This window comes from Streptomyces winkii, assembly GCF_032248595.1.
GTDB classification, from domain to species: Bacteria; Actinomycetota; Actinomycetes; order Streptomycetales; family Streptomycetaceae; genus Streptomyces; species Streptomyces winkii.
In genome coordinates this window covers 151,913-173,122 of record NZ_JASTTH010000008.1, presented here as the reverse complement: position 1 = coordinate 173,122, position 21,210 = coordinate 151,913, and the positions used below count along the sequence as shown (strand labels likewise).

The following is a 21,210-nucleotide window of genomic DNA, read 5'->3' as shown; positions in this document are numbered from 1 at the left end:
TACAGCCATACGACAGGCACGACCCGTACGCGTTCAGATCGCCAGTGCGCACTCCGCGGCGTGCTGACGGCGGGGAAGTCCGGCCAGCCGCGCGGGGAGCGCCTTCCGGCTGCGCACGCCCAACTTCCGGTACACGCGCGTGAGGTGCTGCTCCACGGTGCTGGCGGAGACATAGAGCCGGGCGGCGATCTCCCGGTTCGTATGTCCGCGCACCGCGAGCGCCGCGACGCGGGCCTCGGAGTCGGTGAGACCGGTGAAAGGGGCCGCGGAAGGCATGCCCGGGGTCCCCCGCCCGGCAGCGACCGGCGTGGCCGGAGCGCGGGAAGAGGCTGGGTCGTGGGCCAGGCCCGGCGCCGGGTCCTCGGCCGGACGCTGCGGCTGCGGCGGCCGCGCGAGCTGGAGACCGGGCAACAGCGGGGCGGCGCCGTGCAGTTCGGCCATCCGTCGGGCGCGGCGGAGACGGGTACGGGCCCTCTTGTGCTCGCCGAGGCGGTGCCAGACCTCGCCCAGGTCCATGAGGACGCGGATCGCCTCGTACTGATCGCCGGACGATTCGAGCAGCTCCAGGGCCTCGGACAGCAGGGGCAGGCGCCGTTCCGGGGGGACGGACGCGGCCGACAGCCGCAGGGCGTGGCCCCGTTCGGCGGGATACGCACCCGTCAACGGGAGCTGCGCGGCGGCCAGCTCCGCCGCCGCGTCCGTATCGCCGAGCATGCGGTGGGCCTCGGCGGCCGAGGTGCGCCATGGGACGACCCCCGGCACGTCGATGCCCCACGCCGCCATCAGTTCGCCGCACCGCTGGAAGTCCTCAAGTGCGCTGCGCGGGCGCCCGGTTGCCAGGAGGTGGTGGCCGCGCGCGTGGAGGTGGTGCAGTCCGTAGCGCGTGCGGCTCATCTCCCGGGGAACCGGGCCGGAGAGCAGGTCGGCGGCTGCCGTGTACCGCCCTTTGCGTACGGCCGCGAGCACCGCCACGCTCAGCGGCAGGCCCAGCGCCACGCCCCAGGAGGCCCGGTCCAGACCGGCAAGGGCGTGGCCCGCGTGCTCCTCGGCCCCGTCCAAGTCGCCGAGGCGGAGGGCGGCTTCGCCTCGCACGGCGTGCAGCAGCGCCCGCCACGCCGGCGGAAGTGCGGACGCCGGGCCGGTCAGCTGCTCGTCGCACCAGCGGGCCGCGGTGGCGGCGTGCCCGGTGGCGATCAGCACGGTCAGCGCCGTCGACGTCGCGACAGCGGCGGGCAGTTCGCCGCCGGAGGACGGGAGCCGTTCCGCCAGCAGCTCCCGGGCGCGTGCGACGGCTTCGCCGGCCCGGCCCCGTACGAGGGCGTCGGTGAGCAGAAACGCGGGGCGGAACCGCAGGTCGCCTTGGACGTCGGCGCCGTCGGAACCGCCGGGGGCATCCGCGGGACCGCCGGAACCGGCCGTGGTCCGCGTGCGTTGCTCTTCAGCACGGGCCACCGGCGGGTGGGTCCACTCGATCCACCGCGCGGTCTCCCGCACCCCGGCGGCGAGGGCGCTCTCGGACCCTGCGCGCGCCCGTAGGCTCGCCAGTACGCGGCTCGCGGATTCATGCCGTCCGTGCCAGAGCAGCTGGTGCAGCAGGGCTTCGGCGTCGCCTGCGCCGAGGTGCCCGGCCCGGGCGGCCGAGTCGAGCGGTTCGAGATACCGGCAGGAAGCCGCGGGAGAGGTCTGCCACATCACGGACGCGAGCGCCGAGTTGGCCGCCGCGCGCTGGTGTTCGCCGGCGGGTGCCGTCAGCACGAGCTTCAACGCCGCCACCGCCCGCTCGTGTTCGCCGTCGCTCCGGTCGCGTTCGGCGGACTCCAGGAGCACCGGCACCGCCCAGGGCTGCGGACGCATCCCCGGGGACAGCAGCAGCCGGGTCACGCTCTGCGCTCGTCCGCCGTTCTCGTGCAGGATCCGGGCGGCGGCCTCCCGCAGTCCGGTCCGCTCCCGCCAGGGCAGGGCGGCGAGGATGCCCTGCCGCGCGGCGTTGCGACGGAACGCCCCGTCCGTGAGCAGGCCCGTCTCTGTCAGCGCCCGCAGGCACCGCTCGGCCGTGCCCTGGTCGAGGCCCGCCAGCTGCGCCACCAGGCCGGGCGTCGCCTCGTCCCCGAGCGCGGCGACGGCCCGGGCGACGCGCGGGAGACCCTGCGGCGAGCTCCGGTGGACCAGGGAGAGCACTGCGCGGACGTATGCGTCGTCGCCGGGTTCTTCGTCGCGGGCGCGGGCCGAGCGCACGTCTTCGGCGAGGGCGTGCAGCAGCAGCGGGTTGCCCCCGGAGGCCTCGGCGATCTCCTGTGTGAGCCGGTCCGCCGCCGGTCGTCCGAGCACGGCTCCGGCCGCGCGCAGCGCGCCGTCCGGAGAGAGGGGGCCCAGGCGCAGGCTCTCGCAGTGCGGCTGTGCGAGCAGCTGGTCGCGGAACGCCGTGCGCTCCGGCAGCGGCCGGGCGCCCTCGCCCGGTTCGGAGCTGCCGGTGAGCACGACCGCGATCCGGGCCGTACGCAGGCGCCGTACGAGATAGAGCAGCCAGTGCGAGGAGGGCGCGTCAACCCAGTGGACGTCGTCGACGGCGACGACCACGTGCCTGCTCTCCGCGAACGACAGCAGCGGCAGCGTCAGTTCGCGCAGCGCTCGTGCGAGGCCTGCACCGGGTCCGGGGCTGGATCCGGGTCCGGGTCCGGGTTGGGGTCCGGGTTCGGGTTCGGGTCCGGCTGCGGAGCCTCCCGCCGTCGTGCCCGTTCCCGCCGCCGTATCCGCCGACGCCGCCTCGGCGACGGCCCGTTCCAGATCTCGGGCCGTCCGCTGGGACAGCCCGGCCGGCAGCCGTACGCTGCGCAGCAGCTGGTCGATCACCCCGAGGGGCAGGGCGTGTTCGGCCACCGAGCAGGTCGCCTGAAGCACGAGGGCACCGGAGTTCCGCGCCTCGTGCGCGGCGCGCCGGAGCAGCTCGGTCTTGCCCTCGGCCGGTGCGCTCTCGATCAGCGCCGCCCCGCCCGCACCGGCGGCGCTGCACCTGAACAGCCTCGCGAGAGACGCGAGTTGTTCTTCCCGTTCGACCAGGTACACCGGCTGCCCCTCCATGGTGAGCGTGCTCGTGCTGGGGTGCCGGTTCGTCAGACGCCCGGCACCGGGCGATCGCCCAGCGACCACAGCAGAGCCGCCGCGGCGGCGGACTCCTTGTGAAATGCCTGGCTGCGCACCAACGACAGGTCGCCGTCGATGACTTCGGACGTGGCCTCCATCTCCCGGATCGCGGGAAGGTCGTGCATGAAGACCGCCTCCGTCCCGCCGCTGAAGCGCCGCATGGTCTGCGCCGTGACGGCGAACGGGCGGAAGGCATCGGCCCAGTCGGCGTTCTCGTACGGCACGCCCATGGACTGCCAGCGGGTGGTGTACACGGCGTCGACCGCGTCCGGCGCCGCGGGCATGTTGTCGAACTGCCGCACCACGTCCCGGTCCGCCATGGTGTTCATGGACTTGATCTCCTCGTCCGGGAAGCCGCGGTCGGCGGGGCTGTAGACGTCCAGCGTCAGGCCCGGCGTCTTGACGCACAGCAGCGCCAGGGCGCGGGCGGTGTTGTTGACGAGCCCGAGGTAGGCCAGCCGCAGGGCCCGCCCGCCGTCGCCGACGGGGCCGAAGTGGCCGCGCAGGGCGCAGAGATCGGCGATGGCCTGGGTCGGGTGCTCCTCGTAGCTGAGGGCGTTGACCGTCGCCGTGAGGGAGTGCGCCAGCTGCTCCAGCTCGAACTGCGGACCGTTCGTCCGTACGACGGCCGCGTCGAGGTAGTTGTCGAGCACCAGGCCCGTGTCGCCCCAGCTCTCGCCCGTGCCGACCTGGAGGTCGGCGGCGCCGAAGTGGAGGGTGTCGCACCCCAGTGCGCAGGCGGCGCTCCAGAACGAGCTGCGCGTACGGGTGGAGGGCGCGGTGAAGATCAGGCCGACCTTGGCCCCGTCGAGAAGCCCGGTGAAGGACTTCTTCGACGAGCCGTAGGCGAAGGCGGCATCTCCGAGCCGGGAGACGTCCCCGTTCTCCAGGCCGGACAGACTCAGCAGGGATTTCCGTGGGGAAAACCGGTCGGTGGTCACGTGCTACTCCCGTTTCTCGGTGGTCTATTGGGGTGCTGCCTGCGGAAATCCCGCGCGGTGGAAGGCTTCTCGGGCTCCGGGGACGTCCAGCACTCCGCACTCTTCGAAGAGCGCGACGGTGCGGGCGGAGGCGTAGACGATGCCGGCCATGACGGCCTGACGGTTGTACGAGTCCTCGATGATCGTGCGCACGGCGCCGTCGCTCAGTCCGGCCTGTGCCAGCGCGGTCCGGGCCGAGCGGGTGGCCGGCTGGAGGGACTCCACGATGACCTGCGGCAGAAGGTGTGCGACCAGACGGCGCTCGCCGGGCCCGAGCTGCCCCCACAAATGCCGGAAGAACTCCGCGAAGTAGGCGTGGTGCCTGCCCTCGTCGATGGCGTGGTCCCTGACGATGTCCCGCACCAGGGTGATCACGCCGGGGTCCTTGGGCACGTCGTTCAGCAGCGAGGTGATGAGGGTCTCGAAGACGACGACCTGGAGGAGCTGCACCAGGAGGCGGTGCTGCGGATGGGCGTCGGCGACGCCGTCGAGGCGGGCGAGGAACGGCGCGAACTCGTAGTCGAGGGACTTGATTCCGGAGCGCCGCTCGATCTGGTCCACCGCGTCCATGCTGTAGAGCGCGTGGTAGTTCTCGTCCACGCAGATCTTGAACGCGTCCATGCGTACGCGCCGGGACAGTTCGAGCCCGCTCTTGTTGTCGGCGATGCGCTGCGTGGATCTCAGCACCACGGAGACCTCGAACTCCGCCGTGAAGTTGAGCCACTGGTAGAGGTGCTGCGCCTCGACGTAGCGCTTGAGCGGCTCTTCCTGCGCTTCGAGCAGCGGGTGGTTCAGGTGCGGGACGATGTGCTTCGGAAAGAAGCTCTTGAGGATGTCCTTGTCCTCGGGCGTGATGCGCCGGGGAGTGGACCGTACGCCCGCCTTCTCGTACCAGCTCTCGAACACCTTCAGTTCGGCCATGCCGTAGGTCATGCCGCGGCCCCGCCGAGGTGGTCAGGGCCGCACAGGAGAAAGCGGGAAGCCATCGCTGGATGCCTCTCTGAGTGATGTTCCAACAGCACGTCGGAGTCCGCGGCGGTCGGCGCGGTCCGTCCGCTCACTGCCAGCCGACGTCGCGCTCCTCGTCGCCCGCGGCCAGGAGTACGGAGGCGGCGGGTGCGGGACCGGCGGGCGTGCCGTGTGCGGAGGGAGGAGCGGCCGGCGCGGCGGAGGCGCCGGGCACAGCCCGGGCGGTCCAGTGGGCGGGCTTCGTGGCAACCGTCATGACACATCCTCGTGTTCGAAGGTTCGGCAGGCTTCCTGAACGTGTCGCGGAGTGCTCCCCCGAGTTCCGTCTGGGAGGTGCCCCGGCCGCGGGGTGCGGCACGCCCTGGGTCTGATGGGCCCGGCCCGGGCTGCCCGTTCCCGCGCCCCGGCGAGGGGCCGGGGCGGACCGCCCGGACGTGTCGACACGAAGAATCCTGGTCCCCGGCGAGCCCCGGGAGAAGACGAAACCGCTGGCAAGGAAGTGCGCTGGCAGGGTGATGTCAGGTTCCGGTTCGCCTCGGCGCCCGGCACCTGGTGCCCCGGGCTGCGCCGGCCGAGTCGGCCGAGTCGGCCCGCGCTCACTCCCCGCTTCCGGCCCGGGCCCCCACCGGGTCCCGAAGTCCCTTGGCCTTACGGCCTGTTGCGGCCCACAGCGGCACGGGTCCGCCCAGCGTCAGCCGCGTCCCCACGAACGACGGCACGACCACGAGCGCTCCGAGCAGCGCCCACCCCCAGCCGTGCGGGACGCCCAGCACCAGGCCGGTGACGAGCACGGGCCCGAGGATCTCCTGCGCGTCGAGGCTCAGCCCGAACACGGCCTGGTACTCGGTCACCCGGCGCTCGTCCGCGAGGCTGTAGGACAGGCCCCAGGCGCCCGCCGACTGGACCATCTCGCTCACCGTGAGCAGCACGACGGCGCCCACGAGCAGCGCGTAACCGACCGTCCCCATGGGCTCGGTGAGGAAGACGAGCAGCACGCACCCCGCGCCCAGGGCGAGCGTGCCGCGCCACTGGGCGATCGCGGCTCCCCGGCTGGTGTCGGTGCCGCGGGTGAGGCGGGCCTGAAGGGCCACGACCAGCAGGCAGTTGAACACCGTCATCGACGGGATCGTCCAGTGCGGCGCGTCGGTGCGCTTCACCAGCCACAGCGGCAGGCCGATGAAGAGCGCCGAATCGTGCAGCGAGCCGAAGAGGTTGGTGAGGGTCGCGACGAGGAACGGGCGGTCGCGCAGAGCGGCGTAGCCGCGCCTCGCGGCGGCCTCCTTCGCCCCCTTCGCGACGGGGGGCAGCAAAACCGTGATCCCCGCGCAGACCACGAAGCTGACCACGTCGACGACGAGCAGCAGCGCGTACGCGCGGTCCGAACCCACGCCGACCGCGCCCGCGGCGCCCAGACTGCCCAGCGAGAAGCCGACGTTGAACGCGACGTACGTGCGTGCGCGTACCTTCATCCGGGTCGCCGGGAACATCTGGGCGATCAGGGCGGAGCGTACGGGCGCCAGCATCCGCTGGAGCACGACCACCGCTCCGGTGACGGCGACGAAGCCGGCGAGCGAGGGCGGCAGGAAGTACCCGAGGAACGCGAGCCCGGCCGCGAGGTTGAGCAGCGCGAGCAGCCACTTCCTGTCCATCCTGTCGGCGGCCTTGCCGAACGGCAGGACGAACACCATGGCGACGAGGCCCGCCGTGCTGAGCGCGACGCTGATCTGCCCTGCGGTGCGGTGCAGCGACTCGGTGAAGAACAGGACCTGGCACGAGGTGAACGCGCCGGTGCCGAAGGACTCCAGGCCGAAGAGGGCGACGAGGAGGCGCCTGGCGGACCGCAGGCGCGGATCGCCCTCCTCCGCCGCGGCCGCGGCCGCCCGCCGCTTCTCCTCCTCTTCCTCGGTGGCCTCTTCTTCGGTGGCCTCTTCCTCGCTGGCCCCTTCCTCGCCGGCCTCCTCGGTGGCCCGGCTCACGCCCTCCGCCGTCACTCCCTGCCCGCCTTCAAGGCCCGGGCGCTCGGCAGCTCCCATGCGGACAGGGTCGCCTCCCGTACGGTGCCGTCGTCCTCGCGGAGCCGGAAGGTGAAGGACAGCAGGTCGTGCACGCGCTCCAGGAAGCCGTACATGGCGCCGTGGTCGTCCGCCGCCGCGTTGAGCATGTCGAGCTCCTGCGTCCGCACTCCCGGCTGCATCGCCTGGCGGGGCGCGATGAGCAGCCGGTAGGCCAGGACTTCCGGCAGCGTCTTGACCTTGTCGACGCCCTCGACGGCGACCAGCCCGACGGCGTTCGGGGGCGCGATGTGGTTGAACTGGAAGACCAGACGGTCCTCGCGGGGCGAGGGAGCCCGCGGTGTGACGCCCAGCGCCACGTGCGCCGCCTCGACGACGAGGTCGGGGCCGCCCGCGTAGACGATCATCTCGTTGACGAACCCGCCCATGCGGCCGTTCACTTCGATGATGCGCGGCCCCTGCCGCGTCAGCTTGATCTCGGTGCTGGTGACGCCGCACCGGAAGTCCAGCGCCTTCAGCGCCCGGTCGGTCAGGTCCAGCGCCCGGCTCTGCGTGCTCTCGTCAAGGTGGGCCGGCCAGAACTGCCCCGTCTCCCGATACGGCGGCACCAGGCGGAACTTGGAGACCACCGGCAGATGGATCGCCTGCCCGTCCGCGACGATGCTCTCCACCGAGCAGTAGTCGCCGTGGTCCCCCTGGTCGACGCCGTCCAGCCGCTCCTCCAGGATCATCTCGCGCTCCGCGGGGCCGTCCGCGCCGGGCGCGAGCAGCCTCCGTACGAGCGCCTCGCCCTCGCCGGCGTCCGTCACGGGGAAGGTGTTGCGGCTTCCCGCGCCCGCCGTCGGCTTGAGGACCGCGGGCAGCCCGACCGTCGTGGCCGCTTGCTGCCAGTCGTCCGGCCCGCGCAGGACGGCACACCGAACCGCGTCCACGCCGTGCTCGGTGAGGGCCGTGCGCTGGGCGTACTTGTCGGTGAGGGCGACCGCGGCCTGCGGGGACTGGCCGGGAAGGCCGTTGCGGGAGGCCAGTTCGGCCGCCGTGCGCACCAGGGTGTCGGAGTAGGTGACCACCCCGTCGACCCCGGTCATGTCGGGGCCGGGGCCCTCGGGATCGAAGAAGACGGGGTCGAAGAGCTGCCGGAGCATCCCGATCCCCGGGTCCTCCCGCAGGGAGTCGGGGACGGCGACCACCAGGTCGGCCACCGGCCGGAGCGTACGCATCAGCTCCAGCGGCCCGAGCGCTCCCGGCGCGTACAGGACCATCAGCACCTTCCGCGCGGCCGTCATGCGCTCATCCGCTCGTGTACGGCGCCCGCGAACTCCCCGAGCGTCGGGTAGTCGAAGACGTCGACGACGGACATCTCCACCCCGAAGTGCTCCTGGAGCCGGTTGACCAGCGCCAGCAGCGCGAGGCTGTGGCCGCCCGCCTCGAAGAAGTCCGAATCCGGGCCGACGTCGACCTGGAGCACCTCCTTCCAGAAGTCCGTGACCACTTCGAGGACCTCGGTCTGCTGCATTCGCCGCGCTCTTCCTGTAGTCGTCATACGTAGTGCATCCATTCCTCCGGATCGGGTGCGAGGCCCCGCTCGATGCCGGAGAGCAGATCCGAGAACATCCCGGCGACCGGGCCCGGCCGGCCGTCGCCGACCGTGAAGTCCCCCTCGCTCGTGCGGACGGTGCCGACGGGGCTGACCTGCGCGGCGGTTCCGCAGGCGAACACCTCGCTGATCCGGCCCACTCGGCAGCCCTCGCGCCACTCCTCGACGCTCACGGACCGCTCCTCGACGGACAGGCCGAGGCCGGGCGCCGCGCTCAGCAGGGCGTCCCGCGTCACGCCTGGGAGGATGGTGCCGGTGAGCGGAGGCGTGACCAGCCGCCTGCCTCCGCCGCCCTTTTCGACGGACTCCTCGACGAAGAGGATGTTCATCCCGCCGAGTTCCTCGACCCAGCGGCGCTCCGTCGCGTCCAGCCAGACCACCTGGTCGCAGCCCTGCTCGGCGGCGTGGGACTGGGCCGCGTACGAAGCCGCGTAGTTTCCCGCGTACTTGGCCGCTCCCGTGCCGCCGGGGGTCGCCCGGGCGTACTCCTCGCCGACCCACACGGTGATCGGCTCGGGGGTCTCGAAGAAGCGCTCCGTGACGAACGCGATCAGCAGGAAACGGAACTCCCGGGCCGGGCGCAGCGCGAGGTGCGCCTCGGACGCGAACATCAGCGGACGCAGATAGAGGCTGCGCTGGCTCTCGCCGGGCACCCAGTCGGCGTCGGCCCGCACCAGCTCCTCGACCGCCCGTACGAAGGTCTCCGTCGGAAGCTGCGGCATCAGCAGCCGCGCGGCGGACCGGCGGAAGCGCTCCCCGTGGGCGTGCGGGCGGAACACACCGAGCCGGCCGTCGGCGGTGCGGTAGGCCTTGAGTCCCTCGAACACGGCCTGTCCGTAGTGCAGTCCGACGGTCGCCGGGTCCAGGCTGAGCGGCTCGTAGGGCCGCAGCTCGCCGTCGTGCCAGCCGTCCCGCTCGTTCCAGCGCAGGGTCACCATGTGCTCGGTGAAGGCGGAGCCGAAGGCCGCGTCGGCCGATCTGGCGGCGCGTTCCGGGGCCGTCGCGCGCGGCGCTGCGAGCCGCCGGGTGAAGCCGGGACCGGCGGCGTTCTCCACGAGATCGTCTGTGAGTTTCTCCGTCAGCATGCGCATCACACCATCGGGGCGAAGAAGAAGGTGTCGCGCGCCGCGAACCGGCCCTCCGCGTCGAGCGTGAAGAAGTCGGCGAATTTCAGGTCGACTTCCTTGCCGCCCTTGACGGTTCCGCTGAACCGCCCGTTGACGGCCACCTTCCCGTCGGCGGCGACGAGTTCGGTGATGGCGTGTCTGCCCTGGAGGATGACCCGCTCGCCTCCGTAGAACTCGGCGAGCGCCTTGCGGCCGACGAGCGGCTCGTAGCCGGGCCGCCGGTAGACGGCCGTGGGCGCGAACAGTTCGACCAGGGCCGTGAAGTCCTGGGCGTCGACCAGGGTGTAGTAGCGGCGGACGGTCTCCTCCGGCGAGGCCGGGCCGGGCTGTTGCCCGGCCCGTGGCCCCTCCTGCTCCTGGGGCGCCTTCTGCCCCTGCTCCTGGGCCTGTTGTGCCTGCCGTGCCTTGTGCGTTTCCTTCGCGATGAGTTCCATGACGTCCTCCCGGTTCTCGTGGTGGAAGAAATGGCCGCCGGGCCAGACCCGGACGGTGGTGGATGCGCCGGTGTGCTCGCTCCAGGGATCGAGCGAGTCGACGGGCACTCCCGGGTCCGCGTCCCCGCCCAGGACGAGCAGCGGTACGGACAGCGGCGGCCGGTGCTCGTGTACGTACGTCTCGCAGGCGGCGAAGTCCGCGCGCAGCGCCGGGACGACCATCTCCAGCAGGTCCTGGTCGGAGAGCACGCTGCGCGGAGTGCCGGCCAACTCGCCGAGATGGGCGAGGAGTTCCTGCTCCGGCATGAGGTGGACCGGCGGGTCCGCGGCGATCGGCAGGTGCGGCGCGGACGCCCCGGACGCGATCAGCAGCGCGGGAGGCCGCCCCGCCCCGGCCAGGAGGCGGGTCAGTTCGTAGCCGAGCAGCGCGCCCATGCTGTGGCCGAACACGGCGTACGGCAGACCCGCCGCACGACGGGCCAGCGGCTGCGCCAGCCGCTCGGCCAGCCGCCGGATGTCCGCCTCGGGCGGCTCCGTGATCCGGCTCTCGCGTCCGGGGAGGTGGACGGGCACGACCTCGACGTCCGCTCCGAGCGACTGCTGCCATCCGCGGTAGGCGGAGGCGCCGGCTCCGGCGTGCGGCAGGCAGAAGAGCCTCATGCCGGGGTCTGCGACGCGGCTTCTGCCGGGGAACCAGTCGCGGTCTTCGGTGGGGTTCATGAGTGTTCGGCTCCTTCCGCGAGCCTGGCGGCGGCCTCCTCGTCGGTCATGGCCATGAGTTCCAGGAGCAGTTCGGCGGCCGGTTCGGCCTTCTCCTCGCCGCCGAGTTCGGCGGCCAGACGGTGGGCGAGGTGCTCGGGCGTCGGCGCCTGGAACACGGCGGCGGCTGTGAGCCGGACCTCGAACATCTCCTGGAGCGCGGCGGCGACGGCCGCGGCCGACAGCGAGTGGCCGCCGATGGCGAAGAAGTCGTCGTCGGCGGCGATCGAGGACGCGTCCACGCCGAGGACCTCGCCCCACACGGCGGCGACGAGCCGTTCGGCGGCGGCCCGCGGGGCACGTCCGCCCGTGCCGGCGAGAGTGCTGGGCGGGGCGGGCAGCCGCCTGCGGTCCACCTTTCCGTTGCGGCTGACCGGAAGCTCGTCGAGCAGCACGAACGCCGAGGGCACCAGATAGCCGGGGAGCCGCGACGTCATGTGGTCGCGCAGCGCCGCCTCGTCCACCGAGGCGCCCGGCGCGGGCACGGCGTACGCGACGAGCCGGCGCTCGCCGGGCACGTCCTCGCGCACCGCGACGGTGGCGGCGGCGACCTCGGGGTGCTCCTGGAGCACACCGGCCACCTCGCCGGGCTCGATCCGGTATCCGCGGATCTTGACCTGGTCGTCGACCCTGCCGAGGAACTCCAGCGCTCCGTCCCTGCGGTGCCGGCCCCGGTCTCCGGTGCGGTAGAGCCGCCCGCCGGGCACCGTCCCGTACGGGTCCGGGACGAAGGACGCGGCGGTGAGCCCGGGGCGCCCCAAGTAGCCCCGCGCCAGCTGGGAGCCGCCGATGTACAGCTCTCCGGCCACGCCCGGCGGGACGGGGAGTCCGGCGGAATCCAGCACGTAGATCTGCGTGTTCCACACGGGACGCCCCAGGGGCGGCGCCCCCGGGCCGGAGAGCGGATCGCTGATGGTGACGCCGACCGTGGCCTCCGTCGGGCCATAGGCGTTGATCATGGTCCGGGACGCGGACCACCGGTCGGCGAGTTCGCCCGGGCACGCCTCGCCCGCGACCATCAGCGTCGCGCCCTCGGGCAGCGCGTGCTCGGGGTCCATCACCGTCAGCACCGCGGGCGGCAGCAGCGCGTGCGTGACGCGCCGCCGGTGCAGCAGGTCGCGCAGCGGAGGCCCGGGGACGCGCTCGTCGTCCAGGGGCAGCACCAGCGTCGCTCCGACGAGCAGCGCCACGGCCAGGTCCGCGATGGACGAGTCGAACGCGGGCGAGGCGAACTGAAGGACCCTGCTCCCCGGCGTCACCCCGAATCCCTCCGCTTGGCTGCCCGCGAGGGTGGCGAGGCCGTTGTGCTGGACGAGAACTCCCTTGGGGACGCCGGTCGATCCGGAGGTGTGGATGAGGTACGCGGGATGTCCGGTCAGCAGCGGCGTGGTGCGCTCGTCGTCCGTCACGTTCGCGGCGGGGAGTCCGGCGAGTTCGGCGGCGGTGCCGGGCTCGTCCAGCACCACGGCGAGCGAGCCGTCCGGGACGTACGGCGCCGGTGCGCCCAGGCAGAGCACGACGCCGGGCCGGGCGTCGCTCAGCACGGTGCGCAGGCGCTCCTCCGGGTGGGCCAGGTCGAGCGGCTGGTAGGCGGCGCCGGCCTTGACCGTGGCCAGCAGCGCCACGACGTAGTCGCAGCTGCGTGGCAGCGCTCCCGCGACGATGTCCTCCGGGCCGATGCCCCGCGCGATCAGCAGCCGGGCGAGCCGGTTGGCCCGTTCGTTCAACTCCCGGTAGTCGAGGCTCACTTCGCCGGACTCGACGGCCGGGAAGTCGCCGTGCCGGGCCACGACGTCCTCGAACAGCAGCGGCAGGGGCAGCTGTTCGACGGGACGGGCGGTGTCGTTCCAGCCGTACAGCACCGTGTGCCGGGTCGCCGCGCCGAGCAGGTCGAGCCCGTCCGCCGGAGAGTCGGGGTCGGCCATCGCCGAGGCGAGCAGCTGCCGGAACTGCTCGCCGAAGCCGGCGGCCGTCGCCTCGTCGTACAGAGAGGGCGCGTACTCGACGACGAGGTCGATGCACTCGCTGCCGTCGACCGCCGCGACGGCGAGTTCGTACTGCGAGTTGCCGTTGTCGACCGGCTCCACGCTCCGCACGGACAGCCCGGTCTCCGCGCCGTCCGCGTCGAGCGCCGTCGCCGTGCGCATCCCGAACAGCACCTGGAACAGCGGGTTGTGGCTGAGTGAGCGGTCCGGCTTCAGCTCCTCGACGACCGTGTCGAAGGGCAGTTGCTGGTTGTCGAGCGCTTCGAAGACGGTCCGCCGGCTCCGCCGCACGAGCGTACGGAACGAGTCCGCCTCGCCGACCCGGCCGCGCAGCACCACCGTGTTGACGAAGAAGCCGATGAGGGCCTCGGATTCGCTGCTGGTCCGCCCGGAGACCGGGGAGCCGACGGCGACATCCCGCTGCCCTGACTGGCGTGCCAGGAACAGCTGGAAGGCGGCGAGGAGCACCGAGAAGAGCGTGGTGCGCTCGGCGCGTGCGAAGTCCCGGAGCCGCCCGGAGAGTTCGGCGTCCAGCCGCAGGGTGTGCTCGGCGCTGCCGTACAGCTGCTCGGGGCCGCGCGGGCGGTCGGTGGGAAGGTCGAGCAGCGGAGGCACGCCGTCCAGCTGTCCGCGCCAGTACGCGGCGAGCTTGTCGCGCCGCGGCCCGGCGAGGAGTTCGCGCTGTGCGTCGCAGTGGCCGCCGTAGTCCGCGCGCAGCGGCGGCAGCACCGGCCGACGGCCCGCCGCCGACTGGGCGTAGCAGCCGGTGACTTCTTCGAGGAGGATGTCCAGCGACACCGCGTCGAAGACGATGTGGTGTACGGCGATCAGCACGTGGTGCGTCTCGTCGCCGGTACGCAGAACGCGCACCCGCAGCAGCGGTGCCCGCCCGAGGTCGAATCCGGTCCGCACGTCCTCCTCGCAGCGGCGCCGTACTTCCGCCTCCCGGTCCGCGGCGGGCACGGTGCGCAGGTCCTCGACGGCGAACGGAAGGTCCACCGTCTCCTCGACGAGGCGCAGGGGCCGGTGGCCGTGCTCCTCGAAGCGCGTGCGGAGGCTGTCGTGCCGGGCGACGACCGTCTCGAACGACTGCCGAAGCGCCCCGGTGTCCAGCGGACCGGCCAACTCCACGCGCCACGCGAGGGTGTTGAGCGGCCCGTCGGCCATGCGGTCGAGGAACCACAGGCTCCGTTGCGCCACGGAGGGCTCCGCGCCCGGCACCTCTCCCGGGTCGTGACTGGTCACAGCTCGGCCTCCCAATCCAGGGCGAGTTCGGCTTGCAGATCGTCGATTTCGTCCTGCGCGAGCCCGGCCAGGGTCAGGTCCGAGGGCGTCACGCCCCCGGCGGCGGGATCCGCCGTGTGCCGCGCGAGGCCTTCGAGCATGCGGGTCCACAGGTCGGCGAGCTCGTGGACCTCGTGCTCCGGGAGCAGCCCCCCGGGCCATGTGAAGCTCGCGGTCAACCGGGGCCCGTCCGGCCCGTCCTCGGTGAGGGCCACGATGTCCAGCGGGCTGGGCACCGGCGTCCCGGCCGGCACGCCGCCGCCCATCAGCGGCTCGCCGGGCACCGCCTGCCAGTCGCGCACGGCCTCCTCGGCCCCGGTCGCGCCGAACCTGCCCAGGTAGTTGAAGCCGATCAGCGGCTCCGGGAGGGCCGAAAGGGTCTGTGAGGCAACGGGGTTGAGCCAGCGGAGCAGGCCGTGGCCGATCCCGCGGCCCGGAACCCCGGCCAGCTGCTCCTTGACGCGCTTGAGAGCCGTTCCGGCCGCCTCGCCGCCGGCCAGCGCCTCGTCGGCGTCGATGCCCGTGACGTCGAGCAGCACCGGATACAGGCTGGTGAACCAGCCGACGGTGCGGGACAGATCCACCTCGGCCACCGACTCCTCGCGGCCGTGGCCTTCGAGGCTGACGGCGAGGGCGCCGCGGCTCTCCGGCCCGCTTCCGGCCGTCCATGCCGCCGCCGCGAGGGCGAGCCCGGTGAGCAGGACCTGCTCGGGCCCCGTGCGGAACCTGGCGGGCACGGACCCCAGCAGCGCTCCCGTCACCCCGGCCGGAAGCGTCCGGCTCAGGGTCAGGGCCTGGTCGACGGTGTCGCGGCCCTCCTTCGCGGCTCCTACCCGCTCAAGGAGCGGTCCTCCGGACTCGAACGTCCTGCTCCAGTGGGCCAGTTCGGCCTCGCGGCCGGGATCGACGGCACTCTCGTGCAGCAGCCGCGACCATCGCCGGAAGGAGACGGGCACCGGGTCGAGCCGGGGCGGCCGCGAGGCGGCCACGTCCTGCCAGGCCCGCGCCAGATCGTCCCCGAGGATGCGCCACGACACCCCGTCCACGGCCAAGTGGTGTACGAGCAGCAGCAGTTGCCCCGGCGCCTCGGGTCCGGCGTCGAACCAGACGGCCCGCACCATGCGGCCCTCTTCGGGGACGAGGTCCTCCGCGGCGGCGGCCTCGTGGCCCGCGCGGGCGCCGCCCGGCCCGGGGCAGCGGCCCGGCCCTGCGGCGTCGATCCGGGTCAGAGCGTCCTCGGCGCGCGTGGTGCCGGGCGGCGGTACGTCGAGCAGTTCCCCGCCCTCCGGTCCGCGGGCGAGTACGGCGCGGAGCATGTCGTGCCTGTCGAGCAAGGCCTGGAGTACGGCGGCGAGTTGGCGCCCGGTCATGCCCCGCGGCGTGCTCACGAGCATGGACTGGTGGAAGCCGCCGGTCGGGCCGCCCCGGCCGCGCCACCAGCGCATGATCGGGGTGAGCGGAAGGGTCCCGGTGCCCTCGTCCTCCGGCGCGGGCTCCCCCGGGCCGTCGTCGACCGGCGCCGCGACGGCGGCCAGACCGCGGGGCGTGCGGTGCTCGAAGATCTGCCGTGCGGTCAGCAGCAGCCCCGCGCGGCGGGCGCGGCCCACCAGCTGGATCGAGCCGATGCTGTCGCCGCCCAGGACGAAGAAGTCGTCGAGGGGCCCCACGTCGTCCAGGCCGAGCAACTCCGTGTAGATCGAGCACAGGACGGCCTCCTGCCCGGTCTCGGGCACCGCGGCAGCCGGGAGACGGGCCGGCTCGGGCACGGGCAGGGCGCCCTTGTCGACCTTGCCGTTGACCGTCGTGGGAAGTGCGTCGAGCAGCACGATGTCGGCGGGGACCATGTACTGCGGCAGAGAGGCGGCGGCGAGCTCGCGCAGCTCGTCCGGCTTCGGTGGCTCCTTCTCCTTGTTCTCCTTGCCGGTGACGACGTACGCGGTCACGCGCTGCTCCCCCGGCCGGCCCGTGCGCACGGTCACCAGGGCGCGGACGACATCCGGATGGCCGCTCAGCACGGCCTCGATCTCGCCGAGTTCGATGCGCAGGCCCCGGATCTTGACCTGGTCGTCGGTGCGTCCGAGGAACATCAGCGCGCCGTCGGCGCGGCGGCGGCCCAGATCCCCGGTCCGGTACATCCGTGACCCGGCCGGTCCCCAGGGATCGGGCACGAAGCGCTCCGCCGTCAGCCCCGGCCGGTGCAGATACCCGAGGGCGAGCTGGACGCCGGAGAGGAAGAGCTCGCCCGGGCTTCCGGGCGGAACCGGCTGGAACGCGTCGTCGAGCAGCCGGACGGCCGTGTTCCACACCGGCCTGCCGATGGGGATCTCCGTGCCGTCCGCACCCGGCCGGCAGTGCCAGTGCGTGACGTCGACGGACGCCTCGGTGGGCCCGTACAGGTTGTGCAACTCGGCGGCGGGCAGCACCTGGTGGAAGCGCCCGGCCAGCGGTGCGGGCAGCGCCTCCCCGCTGGCGATGACGCGGCGCAGGCTCCGGCACCGCGCCGAGGCGGGCTCCTGAAGGAAGACGTCGAGCATGGACGGCACGAAGTGCGCCGTGGTGACGCCCTCGCTCCGCACGAGCTCCGCGAGATAGTGCGGGTCGCGGTGTCCGTCGGGCCGGGCCACGACGAGGGCGGCCCCCTCCAGCAGTGGCCAGAAGAACTCCCACACCGACACGTCGAACGACGAGGGCGTCTTCTGGAGCACGCGGTCGGCCGGGGTCAGCCCGTACTCGGCCTGCATCCAGCGCAGCCGGTTGAGGACACCGCGGTGCGGCACGAGGACGCCCTTGGGGCGTCCGGTCGAGCCGGACGTGTACAGGGCGTACGCGGGGTCCGACTCGTGGCGGGGCGACGGGAGTTCGCCGTCGCGCACCGGCCCGTCCGGCAGCTCGCCGAGCCGCCGGATCACCGCAGGGTCGTCCAGGACGATCTGGGTCCGCCCCTCCGGGAGGCATTCGAGGAGCCCCCCGGTCGTCAGCACGCACACGGGGCGTGCCTCCTCCACCATGAACCGCAGCCGGTCCGCCGGGTGGTCGGAGTCGAGGGGAAGATAGGCGGCGCCGGAGCGGACGACGGCGCCGAGGGCGACGATCAGCTCCAGGGAGCGGGGCACGGCCACGGCGACCGTGCGGCCCGGTCCCGCGCCCTGGGCGATCAGCAGCCGGGCGAGCCCGGCCGCCCTGGACTCCAGCGCGCGGTAGGTCAGTTCGGCGCCGTCGTATCTGACGGCGACCGCGTCGGGCGTACGCGCGGCCTGAGCGGACAGTGCGGCCCCGAGCGAGTCGTCGTCGACGCGGACCGCGTCGCCCTCGCCCGCCGCCAGCTCCCGGGACAGCTCGTCGGCGGGCAGCGGCGGCAGGTCCCCCAGCCGCCGGTCGGGCGCGGCCACCACATCGCTCAGCAGCTCGGCGAAGCGCGCGGCGAACCGTTCGGCCGTCACCGCGTCGAACAGGTCCGTGCGGTAGTCGAAGACCGCCTCCATCCGGTCCTCGTGCTCCGTCACGCCGAGGCTGAGGTCGAACTTGGCGTCGCCCGCGGGCAGTACGAAGTCCTCGCACTCGAAGCCGGCGAACTCCACCGCGCCGGCACCGGCCGGTGTCACGTCCAAGTAGGCCTGGAAGAGCGGGTTGTGCGCGGCGCCGCGGTCGGGGCACAGCTCGGCGACGACCTGGTCGAAGGGCACGTCCTGGTGTGCGTACGCCTCGGCAGTCGCCCGGCGCGCCTCGCGCAGCAGCGTTCGGAAGGTCGTGTGCGAGGCGTCCACCTGGCCGCGCACGACAAGGGTGTTGACGAAGAAGCCGATGAGGTCCTGCGTCTCGGGGTGCGAGCGGCCGGCGGCCGGAACGCCCACGCAGACGTCCCGCTGTCCCGAGTGGCGTGCGAGCAGCACCTGGTAGGCGGCGAGCAGGGCCGTGAAGAGGGTGACCCCTTCCTCCTTGCACAGGGCGCGCAGCGCCTCGGTGGTCGGCCGGCCGATCGTGATCCCCGTCTCGGCGCCGTCGAAGGACTGCACGAGCGGCCGGGGCCGGTCGGTGGGCAGCTCCAGCAACGCCGGTGCGTCAGCGAGCCGTTCGGCCCAGTACTTCAGCTGCCGCCCCTGTTCGGCCTGCTGCCCGGGCTCTCGCGTCCAGGCCGCCCAGTCCCCGAACTGGGTTGTGATCTCCGGCAGTCCGGCCTCGGTGCCGGTGCGCCCGGCGGCGTAGAGCAGGGACGTCTCCCGCAGCAGGACCTGCGCCGAGATCCCGTCGAAGACGGTGTGGTGGGCGGCGAGCAGCAGGACGTGCTCACCGGGACCCATCCGGAACAGCACGGGCCGCAGCAGGGGTCCCCTCACCAGGTCGAACGGCTCGCGCGCGGCTGCGCCCACAGCCTCGGCCGCCTCCGCCGGGGTGGTCTCGCGTACCGGCAGTTCCAGCGGCCCGGGCGGTGCGATGCGCTGCTCGACCCGGCCGTCGACGCACCCGAACGTGGTCCGCAGCACCTCGTGCCGGGCCACGACCCGTTCGAGGCAGCGAGTGAGCAGCGCGGTGTCCAGATCGCCCCGCAGCCGCAGGGCCGACCACAGGTTGTACGTGGAGTTGGCGCCGGCTCCCAGGTACTGGTCGAGGAACCACAGCGACTGCTGGGAGCGGGTCGCGGGTGCCGTCCGCGGGTCGGGGCGCGGGGGGATCGCGGAGAGCGCCGGCTCGTGCTTCCCCGTGCCTCCGCGCAGCTGTGCCAGCAGGGCGCGTTTCGCCGGCGACAGTGCGCCGCTCCGCCGGTCCGTCGATGTCATCTGCGCGGTCCGTCCTAGGCCGTCGTGAAGGGGTCGGTGAACAGCCGCAGGAGTTCGGGCGGAGCACCGGCGAACGCGTAGTGGCCGCCCTCCAGAAGCACATGCTCGACATCGCCGCACGCGGACCAGCCGCCCATCATCGACGGCTCGATCCCGCTGTCGCCGCTCCACCCCACGGAGGTGATCGGGCAGGCCAGCGGGGTCGGACGGGGCGTGTGGTACCGCTTGTTGACGTCGACGTCGTGCCGGAGCACGCCCAGGGTGAGGTCGATCAGGTCGGGGCGCGGCTCACCGCCCATGCCGATCAGCAACTCCCGCAGCTCCTCGGCGAGTTCGTCGTCGGTCATCTCCAGGAAGCGGCCGTACGGACCGTCCTGCGGCGCCACTTCGGACGAGACGACGAGCCGCGAGGGCGCGCGCCCGCCGCGCTCGGTCAGCCGCACGGCCGTCTCGTACGCGGCCAGGGCCGAGCTGCAGTGGCCGAACAGCGCGTAGGGCCTGTCGAGATGGGGAGCCAGCTCCTCCGCCAGCGAGTCCGCGAGCTTCTCATATGTCTCGAAGGGGGCCTCGCGCATGCGGTTCTCGCGGCCGGGCAGCTGCACCGGGCAGAAGTTGACCCCGTCGAGGAGTGCCGGCCACTGCCGGTACATGCTGGCGCCGCAGCCCGAGTACGGGAGCAGGAAGACGCGCGCGCGTGCCTCGGCGAGGGGTTCGCGCAGGAAGAGCCGGCTGCGCGGCCTGGTCGTTGATGTCATCCGTCAATTCCTCGGTTCCGGTAGTCCGGTCGTTCAGCCGTTCCGTACGGCGATGGATCAGTACGGCCATGGATCGGTACGGCCGTGGATCAGTACGCGACGGGCGCGCGCGACGGCCGCACCCGGGCGGTCACGGGCAAGCTCTCCCAGCCGGCGATGATGTTGGAGTGCAGCCGCACGCCCGGGCCCGCCGGCGCGAAGTCGCGGAAGCGGCTGAAGAGTTCGGCCATGACGACCTTCAGCGCGACCCGGGCGACGGTGTGCCCGACGCAGTAGTGCGGCCCGATGCCGAAGGCGATGTGCTTGTTGGGGCGGCGGCGGATGTCGAAGGTGAAGGGGTCGTCGAAGACCTCCTCGTCGCGGTTCGCCGATCCGAGCCACACCACGACCGCGTCGCCCGCCGCGATGTCCTTGCCCCGCAGCCGTACGTCGCGGGTCGCGTACCGCATGAAGTGGTTCGTCGGCGACGACCACCTCAGCGCCTCCTCGACGCCCGAGGCCAGCGCCGTCGGGTCGTTCGCCCAGTCGTCCAGCACGGCCGTGCCCATCAGCTCGTCCAGCGCCGTGACGGGAACCTGCGCCATGGTGACGCTGGCCCCGAGCAGCAGGCTGTAGCAGTTGGCCACGATCTCGCCCGCCGTCAGCGTCCGGCCGTCCATCTCCATCCGCAGCAGAAGGCTGACCAGGTCGTCGCCCGGAGCCCGCTGGCGCTCCGTGACCAGATCCTGGAAGTAGGCGAAGAGTTCGCGGTGCGCCGCCTTGAGCACGGCACGGGTCCCGCCGGGGCGGGCGAACCGGGGCGCGTCGGGGGCGATGGCGGCCGTGGTCAGCTCGATCAGCCTCGGCCGGTCGGCGTGCGGCAGGTCCATCAGCGAACCGATGACCGCCATGGGCATCTTCGTCATCTGCTCGGCCAGGTCGTACGTGCCGCCGTCGCCGAGCGGCGTGATCAGACCGAGCACCGCCTCCCGGATCTGCTCCCGCTTCGCCTCGACGCGCTTGATGGTCAGCGCCCGCTGGAGCGGTTCCCGCAGGTCGCCGTGGCGGGGCGGGTCGGTGGCGGCCATCTGCCGGCCGCCCGCGGGATCGTCCTGGCCGAGCAGGACAAGCAGCGTGCCGCGCTCGGAGGTGAACGTCCCGTGGTCGCGCAGGACCGTGTCGGCGTCGGAGTACTTGGTGACGGACCAGTACGCGTGGCCGCCGGCCGCCGACCGGCGGCTGACCGGATCGTGCGCCCGCAGTTCGCTCCAGACCGGGTGCGGGTCGCCGGCGCTGTACAGACCTGGGTCGGCCAGATCGGCAGCGGCGGCGGCACCGCCCACGAACGGGCAGCCTGCGACCGGTTGGGGAATCTCCAGCACGGGTCGTCCTGTCTGTCGGCCCGCCGGACGC

The 21,210-nt window shown here is 73.0% G+C and carries 13 protein-coding genes; all 13 read right to left on the bottom strand.

Features of this window, described 5'->3' with window-relative positions; genetic code table 11:
• Positions 1–33 precede the first annotated feature (33 nt).
• Complete coding sequence (locus QQM67_RS24295; protein ID WP_314176424.1) at positions 34–3,078, bottom strand: helix-turn-helix transcriptional regulator; 3,045 nt, start codon at positions 3,076–3,078, stop codon at positions 34–36.
• Between the two features lie 32 nt (positions 3,079–3,110).
• Positions 3,111–4,082 carry an ornithine carbamoyltransferase gene (locus QQM67_RS24290; RefSeq protein ID WP_314176422.1) on the bottom strand — a complete coding sequence of 324 codons (972 nt, stop codon included), beginning with the start codon at positions 4,080–4,082 and terminating at the stop codon, positions 3,111–3,113.
• A 24-nt stretch (positions 4,083–4,106) separates the two neighbouring features.
• A complete protein-coding gene (locus QQM67_RS24285; protein WP_314176420.1) occupies positions 4,107–5,054 on the bottom strand; it encodes a diiron oxygenase in 948 nt (315 codons plus the stop codon).
• A gap of 124 nt (positions 5,055–5,178) precedes the next feature.
• The gene (locus QQM67_RS24280) at positions 5,179–5,346 is read right to left on the bottom strand and encodes a hypothetical protein (RefSeq protein WP_314176418.1); all 168 of its coding nucleotides are present in this window, start codon (positions 5,344–5,346) and stop codon (positions 5,179–5,181) included.
• Positions 5,347–5,686: 340 nt separating this feature from the next.
• Positions 5,687–7,123, bottom strand: coding sequence for an MFS transporter (locus QQM67_RS24275; protein ID WP_314176416.1), 1,437 nt, complete (start codon positions 7,121–7,123; stop codon positions 5,687–5,689).
• Positions 7,078–8,388 (bottom strand): ATP-grasp domain-containing protein, encoded by a 1,311-nt coding sequence (locus QQM67_RS24270; protein WP_314176415.1) that lies wholly within the window; start codon positions 8,386–8,388, stop codon positions 7,078–7,080. The genes QQM67_RS24275 and QQM67_RS24270 overlap by 46 nt, the downstream gene beginning before the upstream one ends.
• Positions 8,385–8,618, bottom strand: coding sequence for an acyl carrier protein (locus QQM67_RS24265; protein ID WP_314176413.1), 234 nt, complete (start codon positions 8,616–8,618; stop codon positions 8,385–8,387). Before QQM67_RS24265 ends, QQM67_RS24270 begins: the two co-directional genes overlap by 4 nt.
• 23 nt (positions 8,619–8,641) lie before the next feature.
• Positions 8,642–9,784 (bottom strand): branched-chain amino acid aminotransferase, encoded by a 1,143-nt coding sequence (locus tag QQM67_RS24260; protein WP_314176411.1) that lies wholly within the window; start codon positions 9,782–9,784, stop codon positions 8,642–8,644.
• Between the two features lie 5 nt (positions 9,785–9,789).
• Positions 9,790–10,980, bottom strand: coding sequence for an alpha/beta fold hydrolase (locus QQM67_RS24255; RefSeq protein ID WP_314176409.1), 1,191 nt, complete (start codon positions 10,978–10,980; stop codon positions 9,790–9,792).
• Positions 10,977–14,249, bottom strand: a complete 3,273-nt coding sequence (locus QQM67_RS24250) for a non-ribosomal peptide synthetase (RefSeq protein ID WP_314176407.1) — start codon at positions 14,247–14,249, stop codon at positions 10,977–10,979. Before QQM67_RS24250 ends, QQM67_RS24255 begins: the two co-directional genes overlap by 4 nt.
• A complete protein-coding gene (locus tag QQM67_RS24245) occupies positions 14,246–19,063 on the bottom strand; it encodes a non-ribosomal peptide synthetase (protein WP_314176406.1) in 4,818 nt (1,605 codons plus the stop codon). The genes QQM67_RS24250 and QQM67_RS24245 overlap by 4 nt, the downstream gene beginning before the upstream one ends.
• A 14-nt stretch (positions 19,064–19,077) precedes the next feature.
• Positions 19,078–19,818 (bottom strand): thioesterase II family protein, encoded by a 741-nt coding sequence (locus QQM67_RS24240; protein WP_314176405.1) that lies wholly within the window; start codon positions 19,816–19,818, stop codon positions 19,078–19,080.
• Between the two features lie 89 nt (positions 19,819–19,907).
• Entirely contained in the window at positions 19,908–21,179 is a 1,272-nt protein-coding gene (locus QQM67_RS24235; RefSeq protein WP_314176404.1) for a cytochrome P450, read from the bottom strand.
• Positions 21,180–21,210: the final 31 nt, after the last annotated feature.